Origin of the sequence: uncultured Campylobacter sp., from assembly GCF_938031315.1 — a bacterium.
Classification (GTDB): Bacteria; Campylobacterota; Campylobacteria; order Campylobacterales; family Campylobacteraceae; genus Campylobacter_B.
Window position 1 is genome coordinate 1 of the sequence record NZ_CALHHT010000112.1, and the last position, 9045, is coordinate 9045.

General features: G+C 49.0%; 7 protein-coding genes and 2 pseudogenes. 2 read left to right on the plus strand and 7 right to left on the minus strand.

Features of this window, described 5'->3' with window-relative positions; all coding sequences use genetic code 11:
• Positions 1-62 precede the first annotated feature (62 nt).
• A pseudogene (locus Q0236_RS13230) lies at positions 63-158 on the plus strand (hypothetical protein); the annotation flags it as partial.
• Positions 159-245: 87 nt separating this feature from the next.
• On the opposite strand, the pseudogene Q0236_RS13235 reads toward Q0236_RS13230, so the two are convergent.
• The 7 genes and pseudogenes from Q0236_RS13235 to sdhA all read right to left on the minus strand — a co-directional run.
• Positions 246-341, minus strand: a pseudogene (locus tag Q0236_RS13235) (hydrogenase expression/formation protein); the annotation flags it as partial.
• Positions 338-1012, minus strand: coding sequence for a Ni/Fe-hydrogenase, b-type cytochrome subunit (gene cybH, locus Q0236_RS03185; RefSeq protein WP_297905367.1), 675 nt, complete (start codon positions 1010-1012; stop codon positions 338-340). The gene cybH and the pseudogene Q0236_RS13235, both read right to left, overlap by 4 nt.
• Before the next feature lie 3 nt (positions 1013-1015).
• The gene (locus Q0236_RS03190; RefSeq protein ID WP_297915071.1) at positions 1016-2737 is read right to left on the minus strand and encodes a nickel-dependent hydrogenase large subunit; all 1722 of its coding nucleotides are present in this window, start codon (positions 2735-2737) and stop codon (positions 1016-1018) included.
• Positions 2738-2739: 2 nt separating this feature from the next.
• The gene (locus Q0236_RS03195; protein WP_297915075.1) at positions 2740-3885 is read right to left on the minus strand and encodes a hydrogenase small subunit; all 1146 of its coding nucleotides are present in this window, start codon (positions 3883-3885) and stop codon (positions 2740-2742) included.
• A 398-nt stretch (positions 3886-4283) separates the two neighbouring features.
• The gene (gene sdhE / locus Q0236_RS03200) at positions 4284-5141 is read right to left on the minus strand and encodes an 8-methylmenaquinol:fumarate reductase membrane anchor subunit (RefSeq protein ID WP_297915078.1); all 858 of its coding nucleotides are present in this window, start codon (positions 5139-5141) and stop codon (positions 4284-4286) included.
• Positions 5142-5151: 10 nt separating this feature from the next.
• The gene (gene sdhB / locus Q0236_RS03205; protein ID WP_297915080.1) at positions 5152-6126 is read right to left on the minus strand and encodes an 8-methylmenaquinol:fumarate reductase iron-sulfur subunit; all 975 of its coding nucleotides are present in this window, start codon (positions 6124-6126) and stop codon (positions 5152-5154) included.
• Entirely contained in the window at positions 6123-8003 is a 1881-nt protein-coding gene (sdhA, locus tag Q0236_RS03210) for an 8-methylmenaquinol:fumarate reductase flavoprotein subunit (protein WP_297915083.1), read from the minus strand. Before sdhA ends, sdhB begins: the two co-directional genes overlap by 4 nt.
• A 331-nt stretch (positions 8004-8334) precedes the next feature.
• Between sdhA and Q0236_RS03215 the strand changes: the two genes are divergently transcribed.
• Positions 8335-8832: a hypothetical protein gene (locus tag Q0236_RS03215; RefSeq protein WP_297915086.1), complete on the plus strand. Its 498-nt coding sequence runs from the start codon at positions 8335-8337 to the stop codon at positions 8830-8832.
• The last annotated feature ends 213 nt before the right edge of the window (positions 8833-9045 follow it).

The following is a 9045-nucleotide window of genomic DNA, read 5'->3' on the forward strand; positions in this document are numbered from 1 at the left end:
CCGGCACCACGCGGGATGTCATCGAGGAGGAGATCAGCGTCGAGGGCATTCCCCTCCGCCTCATCGACACCGCAGGACTGCGTGCGGCAGAGGACGAGGTCGAACGGATCGGCGTTGCACGCACCGAGCAGCACCTCGGCGATGCAGAGCTCGTCCTCGCCGTCTTTGACAGCTCCTGTGGGCTCACCGACGAAGACCGCGAAATCCTCGCCCGCCTTAGAATTTCGTGCGGCGGCTTTAGGATAAAATTTATAGTTCTGCGCGAGCGCGCGGACGAAGTGCACGCCTATGCCCTCGTCCGCGTAGATGACGTTGCCGATACCCAGTACCAGCACCCTCAAGCGTGCTCTTCCTTTTTAAATTTATAACCGCTTACGATCGCATCCATCGCGCCGTCTCTGCCCTTGACGGCGTTAAAGACCGCCATATAGACGTGGATCGGTACGAAGATTATGATGATATTCATGCAAAGATGATGTATCATTCGCACTTCGCTTAGACCGCCCATCGCAGCTTCCAGCGGGCGTAAGAGCCCGTATAGCGCGCCGCCTAACCCCTCGTGATAGACGTGAACGTATAGAATCATTCCCGTTAGGCAGATTACGAACAGCACTAGATAAAAGCCCAGATAGGAGATGAACTGTAGCGGATTGTAAACGCCGCGAAGATGCGGGTGCTCGCCCAAAAAGATATAGTATTTGATCTGAGCGATCCAGACGCGCGGGCTAAAAAAATCCTTGATGCTTAAAAGCTCTTTTCTGCTCTTTTTATCGAAGAAGAAAAGATAAGTTTTAAAGATCGCCGCACCGATCATCGCAAAGCCGAAGATCAGATGCACGAATCTAAATTTAGCCTGCATGAAAAGCACCGGCTCGGGATTAATCTCGGGCGCGGTGAAAACAAAGGCGATGTAATATCCGGTGATCACCAAAATCGTAATGCAAAGCGCACGCAGCCAGTGCGTGAGCCTAAGGCCGATGGAGAATTCATATTCCGCAAATCTTTTTTTCATCGTTTATCCTTTGCTGGGATCTACCCTATAGCAGCCAAGCTCCGCTCCGCGAGCGTCCATTACGTGCACGGCGCAAGCGATGCAAGGATCGAAAGAGTGGATGCGGCGGATAATCTCTAGCGGCTTGGAAAGATCGGCAAGTTTAAGCCCGATCAAGCAGGATTCGTAAGCGCCCATAGCGCCGTCTTTATCCTTTGGCGTGGCGTTCCAGGTAGACGGCACGACCGCCTGCCAGTTTTTGATGACGCCCTTTTCGATCCTGCACCAGTGGCTAAGTGCGCCGCGCGGCACGTGGCCGATATAGCGACCTTTATACTCTTTGGAGTTATCGATTACATATTTTGCGCAGGTTTCGGTATCGCCGCTTTTGATGTTTGCGATCAAATTTTCTAGTGCAATCAGTCCGTTGTCGGCAACGACTTTAGCTTCGATCATACGGCACGCCGTTCGTCCAAGCGTCGAAAATACCGCTTCAAGCGGCAAGCCGGCGTCTTTTAGGAATTGATCCACGACTTTTACTACGCGCTCGTTTTTCTTGGCGTAATTTACCACGATATTTGCAAGCGGTCCTACCTGAAGCGGCTTGCCGTCGTAGCGCGGAGCCTTGATCCAGGTGTACTTGCCCTGGGTATCGAGCACCTTCGTATGCGCTTCTTTGCCGTGTGCGTCGATGCTCTGTCCGTCCTTAAGGCCCGTATAGTTCGGCTCTTGCTCGCCGTCGTAAGGATGAAGCGCCGCATCGTTTTTGTACCACGCATGCGTTGCCTCCTCGGTGATCTTATTTTCATCAAGCTCCAAAACCTTGCTAATATTGCCGTCAAGGATCATGCCGCTTTGAAATAGCCATTCGTTCTTTGAAAGCTGAAATTCTTGGTGAGTCCATAAATTTGCCACGCCGATATCGTTTAGCACGCTAGGCTCGTTGCCGTAAGCCTTAGCAGCCATTACGAGATCAGGATAGTAGGCGCGATTTACGAAGTCTGCGACCTCTTTAAATTTAGACATATATTCGCCTAGTCTCGCAGGGCTTAGGATATCCATCACGCAGGTTACGCCGCCTACGGTGAGGCTTTGCGGATGAGGTTGTTTCGCACCGAATATCGCCATCATCTGAGCCGCCGTGCGCTGAATGCGCAAACACTCAAGATAGTGCGAAAGAGCGATTAAATTTTGCTCCGGGCTAAGCTTATATGTTGGGTGGCCGAAGTAGGCATTAGCGAAAGGCCCCAAAGCGCCTTTCTTAACGAAAGCGCCCACGCGATCTTGCACCTCTTTTAGTTTATCTGCACCGCACGCATAAGGGGTATCGCAGTATTTAAACGCCTCCTCGCTCGCCTTTTTAGGATCGGCGCTAAGAGCGCTTACTACATCTACGAAATCAAGCCCGTGGAGCTGATAAAAATGCACCGGATGATCGTGCAAAAATAGCGCGTTAGCCATCAGCGTGCGCGTTAGCAAGGCATTTAGCGGCGGAGTGATACTGAGGGCGTTTTCTACCGCGACGATGCCCGCTTTGTAGTGCGAAAAGGTGCAGACGCCGCAAATTCTTTGCATAAAAAATCCCGCGTCGCGCGGATCTCTGTTTTTTACTATGGTCTCAAGCCCGCGCCATAGCGTCGAGCTACTATAAGCCTCGCGGACGATGTTTTCATCATCCACCACGACCTCTATTCTTAAATGTCCCTCTATTCTGGTTATCGGATCTATTACGATTCTTTGCGACATGATTATTCCCCTTTATCTTTCTTAAATGATGCAATCGCCGCGTGTGCCGCTACCGCAACACCTGTGATCGCTAAAATTCCGACACCTATCTTATCTGCGGTAGCATCAGCGCCGAGCCCGCCGAAAACGCTTTCGTAAAGGCGATCCGCCAAAGGCTCCTCAAAAGGTCCCATATGATCCCAAAAATCAGGCTCCGAGCAGCCTATACAGCCGTGACCAGCCTGTACCGGCCAGCTAGTGTGGGAGTTGAAGCGCTCGCGCGAGCAGTTATTAAACGTATAAGGGCCCTTGCAGCCTACTTTATAAAGGCAATATCCGTCCTTTGCGCCCGCATCGCCAAAGCTTTCTACAAACTCGCCCGCGTCAAAATGTCCGCGCCTCTCGCACAGATCGTGGATGCGCAGCCCGTAAGCCCATTTCGGTCGGTTATAAACGTCTAGGCTTGGAAGCGTGCCAAAAAGGATGAAATTTAGTACGTTGCCGACGATATTTTTTTCGTTAGGCGGACAGCCCGGGATGTTGATGACGGGTTTGTTTATGATTTTGTCCAAACCTACGGCGCCGGTCGGATTTGGAGCTGCGGCTTGGATACCGCCGAAGCTCGAACAGGTGCCGATAGCAAATATCGCCGCAGCGCCCTCGGCAGCATCTTTGCAGTGCTGAGCTCCGCTCTTGCCCTCAGGCCCTACGGTTAGAAAAAACTCGCTCTTTCCGCTCGGGATTCCGCCCTCTACCATCAAGATATAGCGCCCCTTGTATTTTTCGATCGCGCCCTCTAAATTTTCCTCGGCTTGCCAGCCTGCGGCAGCCATTATCGTCTCGTGGTATTCGAGGCTGATGTAATCGAATATGAGGCTGTCGATCGTAGGCGTATCGGTGCGTAGCAAGCTCTCGCTACAGCCCGTACACTCCGCCATATGAAGCCAGATCACAGGCAAGCGATCCGCAAGCTCCGCCGCTCGCGCCACGCTCGGCGCAAATGCGGCCGGAAGCCCGAGCATCGCGGTCATCGCTCCGCTCCATTTCATAAAATCGCGGCGCGAAAAACCCTTGCTATTAAGCCTTTCTTGTATGCTTTCATCCGCTTTTATTCGCGGCAAACGCTCAACGGCATCAAGTCTAGCCGAAATTTGAGCCAAATCAACCATAATGTCCTCCTGAAATTTAGGATATTTTTAAATGGCATTCTATCAAAATTTAGAATTTATGCACCTTAAATTTTGTTAGATTTAATTAAAATTTTATATTTATTCATCGTCTAGTAGGTTTTAAATTTAAAAATAAAAGACAGCTTAAAATTTGCTCGGCGGGCGAAACGTTAAATTATGGCGGAGAAAGCATTAAATTTTATGAAACATTAAAATTTACGAAGCAATGAAATTTTATACAAGAATTTTGTAGCGACGAAAAGTATTTTAGGATATAAAGCAGGCGTAGGTCGGATGATTTTGTGAAATACTCGCAAGGGCACTATGTGTGCGCCGCAGCGAAGTATTTTTGTAAAATCATCCATAAATTTTAGAAAATTCTAAAAATTTCTCAAAAACTAGCTTACCAATCTCGTTGCATCTTGGATATTGATGTTTAGTCCAAGCTGTTCGTTGCTTAGCCCAAGAGCAAGGCCTACCAGCTGAGATAAGTGGATGATCGGCTTTCTTGCTTTGGAGTTCATCGCTTCTTGGTATCGCTCCTGATAGATATCTAGCTGCATCTGGCATAGCGGACAAGGGGTTACTACTACGTCCGCTCCGTTTTCGCCCGCATTATTTACGATCTCGCTTGACATCTTTTGAACCGACTTTACCGCAGGATAGCTAGCGTGAAAGCCGCAGCAATCAAGGCGTTTTTCAAAAGGCACGATCTGAGCACCAAGTGCGCTAACTACCGCTTCAAAGCTTTTCGGATTGGTCGAACTTTCCTTTTTAAGCTCGCGCTCCGGTCTTAATGAATGGCAGCCGTAAAATAGAGCTACTTTTAAATTTGTTAGCGGTCTCGTGACCTTAGCTTTTAGAGTGTCTAAATTTTGATATAGTACCCAAAGCAGGCTCGTTATCTCGGTACTTCCCTGATACTGCATACCGCCCTCTTTTAAAAAGGTATTGATATAGCTTTTAGCACCCTTATCCAACGCTAGCTTTGCTTTAGTTAGAGTTAGCATACAGGTGGAGCAGGTAGTTAGCAGAGGCATATTCATACCCTCGGCTAGCGCGATGTTTCTGGCATTAGCCACTAAGCTCGCCATAGGATCTACGCATTGAGCTTGACTAGCCCCGCAGCAGCTCCAGCCTTTTATCTCGTGAAGTTTAATACCCAACACCGGAGCGATCGCTTCAAGTGAAATTTTAGATTCCTTTGCGGCTTGACTTAAAACGCAACCCGGGAAAAATGCAAATTCGTTATTCATCCTCTCCTCCTTATTCTATCTCGCCGCTAGCTTGAGCTTTGCGTGCGGCCTCTATCATCTTAACGAGTCCTGCATGTCCCTCGATTTCCTCGCCTCCGAATACGTGCAAAGGATTCATCTTGCCCGCAGCCATTAAATTTGCCGCTACGTCCATCTTGCCCATATTTGCAAATACGCCTTCGCTTCTTAAAGCAAGTTTGATCTCGTTTAATCTTCCGCTTCCCTCTACGATGTCTAACAGGAATGCCTCCGCGTGAGCTGGACCGCTTCCTGCGGTAAGTCCTTTTTTCATCGCTAAGGCACGAAGTGCGGTGATGTCGCTTTGAGCGCTTATGCCTTTAGGGCAGCGATCGGCGCACTCTTGGCAGTGCACGCATAGCCATAATCCGTTTAGAACCGCAGGCTTTAGATGAGGCATAGCGTCCTTGCTTCTTGAATCAAATGCTGCGCGGTTTGCATGGGTGAAAACAAAGGGCTGCATATAATCGCTCGCGTCAGCTTCAAGCTTATTGCATTCGCTAGCGCAACAGCCACAAAGGATACAATCCCACTGCTTTTTGATACGCTCCATCTGCTCAGGGCTTTGCTTACAGCCCTTCTCTGCGCTAAATTCTTTCTTAGGGGTAATAGTAGGTTTGATCTTTCTTAAATTTTCAATACTAGGCTCCCAATCCACGACTAAATCTGAAATAACTCGGAAATTATTCAGAGGAGAGATCGTAAAACTATCAGGGTTTTCATACTCCGCAAGCAGAGCCTCCATCTTGGTATCACAGGCAAGATATGAGTGCCCGTTTACCCTTACGGCACAGGCTCCACATATCGCCATACGGCACGCTGCGGTAAAATTTAAAGTGATGTCTAAATTTTGCTTTATAAACTGCAAAACTCCAAGCAGAGTCTTTCCTTTTATCTGCTCTAAATTAAGCTCATAGGCTTGCTTATAATTTTTGCTTCCGTCGAAGCGGTCTATGATAAATTTCATTGAGGTTTCCTTCCGTCAAGAGAGAATTCCGTAACGACGACCTCTTTGTAGCCCAAGCTTAGCTCGCCTGCGTCGTTCATCGTCACGATACTGTGCTTTAAGAAATTTTTATCGTCGCGCTTCGGATAGTCCTCTCTGGTATGCGCGCCGCGGCTTTCCAGCCTCTTTTGCGCAGCCAAACACGCACAGCGCGCAAGCAGGATTAAATTTCCAAGCTCGACGTAGTCGGTAAATGCGGTATTCATAACCGGATTTGCATCCGCGACGCGTAGCTCGTCGTAGCGCGCTTTGATACCCTCTAAATTTTGCGAAAGCAGATCAAGCTTTTCGCCGGTTCTAAAGATACCCATATTGTCCCAAAGCTGCGCGCCTAGCTCTTCGCGCAACTCATACATCTCGCCTGCCTTGCCCGAGCCGTTTGCGATCTGCTTAAATTTAGCCTGCCATTTTTGCGCCAGCTCGCTCGCTCTTTTACCCGAGCCGAATCTCTCCTGCTTCGCGGCATAATCCGCTGCGCCGAGTCCTGCGAGCTTGCCCGTTACGACGGCGTCGGTTAAAGAATTTCCGCCCAAGCGGTTTGCGCCGTGGATCGAAATACAAGACGCTTCGCCCGCAGTGTAAAGCCCCGAAATTTTAGTACTCATATCGTCGAATTTAGACACTTCTATGCCGCCCATAGAATAGTGCGCCGTCGGACGAATCGGGATCGGCTCCTCGATTAGATCGATACCCTCAAACAAAATGGCTGTGTGTCTTATCTTAGGAAGGGCTTTTAAAATTTTATCTTTTCCGAGGTGTCTTACGTCAAGCAGCACGTATGCGCCTAGCCCCTCGCCGTAGCCCCTACCCTCGCGAATCTCGGTTTCGATCGCGCGAGCTACTACATCGCGCGGCGCAAGCTCCATCTTTTCGTGGTAGTTTTTCATAAAGCGCTCGCCTTTGTTATTGAGCAGATATCCGCCCTCGCCGCGCGCAGCTTCGGTAATGAGCGCGCCGCCGCTTTTGATACCGGTCGGATGAAACTGCACCATCTCCGGATCGCTAAATCCAAGCCCCGCACGCAGTGCAGCCGCGATACCGTCGCCGGTAGCGATATAAGGTACCGAGGTGCGGTTGTAAAACATCCTCGTATATCCGCCCGTTGCGATTACCAAGGCTTTGCAAAGCACTGGATAAAAATCGCCGGTTTGGATATTTCGAAGCACGACGCCCTCGCATCTGCCGTCAGGCGCGCTGATCTCAAGCAACTCGTGATCGATTAAAAATTTCACGCCGTTGCTGACCGCATCGTCAAAACAGGCGTGCATCAAGATATGACCCGTCTTATCGGCGGAGTAGTTGCATCGTTTTTTAGACGCACCACCCATGAAGCGCTGCGCTACGCCGCCGGGAACGCCGCTTTCTTTGCCGTCCACGCCGCCGCTAGCGTTTCTGGAAAATAGCGTGCCGATGTAATCCATCTCGGCAATCGTAGGGCCCGCAAGCTCGCAAAATTTAATCGCGGCGTCCTGATCTACGAGATATGCGCCGCCCTTTACGGTGTCGTAGGCGTGAAGCTTGTATGAATCGCCGCCACTGAAACTCGTAACGCCGTTGATACCGCCTTCCGCCATACAGGTGGCGTTGCGCGAAGGCATCATCTTCGTAGCTACGACTACGCTGAGATTTGGATTACTCTTTCTTACCGCTACGGCTGCACGCAAACCCGCGCCTCCCGAGCCGATAACGAGTACGTCCACACTAGGAAGGCCGCCTTCGTTGCCGCCGCCTCCGCTTTTAGCCTTGTCGGTATCTACGCAGCCGCTAAGGCTAAGCGCGCCGACGCTTATACAGGCCGATTTTAAGAAATCGCGTCTGTTAAAATTTGATTCGCTCATTGTACTTCCTTGAAATTTCGTTGAATGGCGGAGCCAAAACAGAATTTTGATTGATTTTAGAGATTATATATTATCAATTCTTTAGGTAAATTGAAATTCTTAAATATTTTTTAGTAAAAATAGCTAATTTTATCTTTAAGTTAAACAGATGGTTTTTGTATATTTTGCTTTATAAGATACGATTTCAAGGGTGTTTTACTTTGATATTTAATTTTATTTAATTTCGTAAAATTTTGAATTATCATATCATTTTGATAATACCGCCGCGCGATAACCGTCGGTATAATCTCACGCTGTATAATAGCGGTAAATCCATTTTAAGGAGGATATTATGCGAAATTTCACATTATGTTTGATCGCAGCGATCGCACTTTGTGGTTGCGCGGCCCCGCAGGATCGATATGGTGGAGATGTTTATGACGCGAGCGAGACGAACCGCATGAGGCAGAGCGATCGGATCGAGATCGTCGATGTCCTGCCCGCCAAAATAAACGTAGAGCGCTCCGAGGGCAATACGGGTAAAATTTTAGGCGGCGTTGCAGGCGGAACCACGGGCGCTATCATCGGGCATAAGCTGGGCAAACATAGCAGCAGCAAGCGCTTAGCCGAAACCGTAGGACTCATAGGCGGCGCAGCGGTGGGCGCAGTCGCCGGAGACGCGATCGAAAACTCTCAAAAAACGGTGCAAGGCTCCAACATCATCTATAAATTTAAAGGTAAGGAGTACTCATCGGTGCAAGCCGATCCGCCGTGTAGATTTAGACGCGGCAAGGCCAAACTGATCCACATCGGCAACGAAACGCGGGTGCAGCCGAACTCGGGATGTTAAATTTGAAATCGCCCAAAGCTTGCGGTGAAATTTTAAAATTTCACCGCGATGTTTAAATTTAAGAGCGGCATTTAAAAATTTAGAAACGATGTTTTAAATTTTAAAGCGGTACGGTTTTTGAAGACGGTGCCGCTAAATTTAGCAGGCGATCAAAATTTTAGCTCTGCAAAATTTTAAGAGCCCGCTAAAATACTTTAATATATAATCGCCGCT

What these genes read in the sequence shown, in the direction of transcription:
- cybH (WP_297905367.1), bottom strand. Translation starts at nt 1,012, where the DNA reads ATGAAAAAAAGATTTGCGGAATATGAATTCTCCATCGGCCTTAGGCTC.
- Q0236_RS03190 (WP_297915071.1), bottom strand. Translation starts at nt 2,737, where the DNA reads ATGTCGCAAAGAATCGTAATAGATCCGATAACCAGAATAGAGGGACAT.
- Q0236_RS03195 (WP_297915075.1), bottom strand. Translation starts at nt 3,885, where the DNA reads ATGGTTGATTTGGCTCAAATTTCGGCTAGACTTGATGCCGTTGAGCGT.
- sdhE (WP_297915078.1), bottom strand. Translation starts at nt 5,141, where the DNA reads ATGAATAACGAATTTGCATTTTTCCCGGGTTGCGTTTTAAGTCAAGCC.
- sdhB (WP_297915080.1), bottom strand. Translation starts at nt 6,126, where the DNA reads ATGAAATTTATCATAGACCGCTTCGACGGAAGCAAAAATTATAAGCAA.
- sdhA (WP_297915083.1), bottom strand. Translation starts at nt 8,003, where the DNA reads ATGAGCGAATCAAATTTTAACAGACGCGATTTCTTAAAATCGGCCTGT.
- Q0236_RS03215 (WP_297915086.1), top strand. Translation starts at nt 8,335, where the DNA reads ATGCGAAATTTCACATTATGTTTGATCGCAGCGATCGCACTTTGTGGT.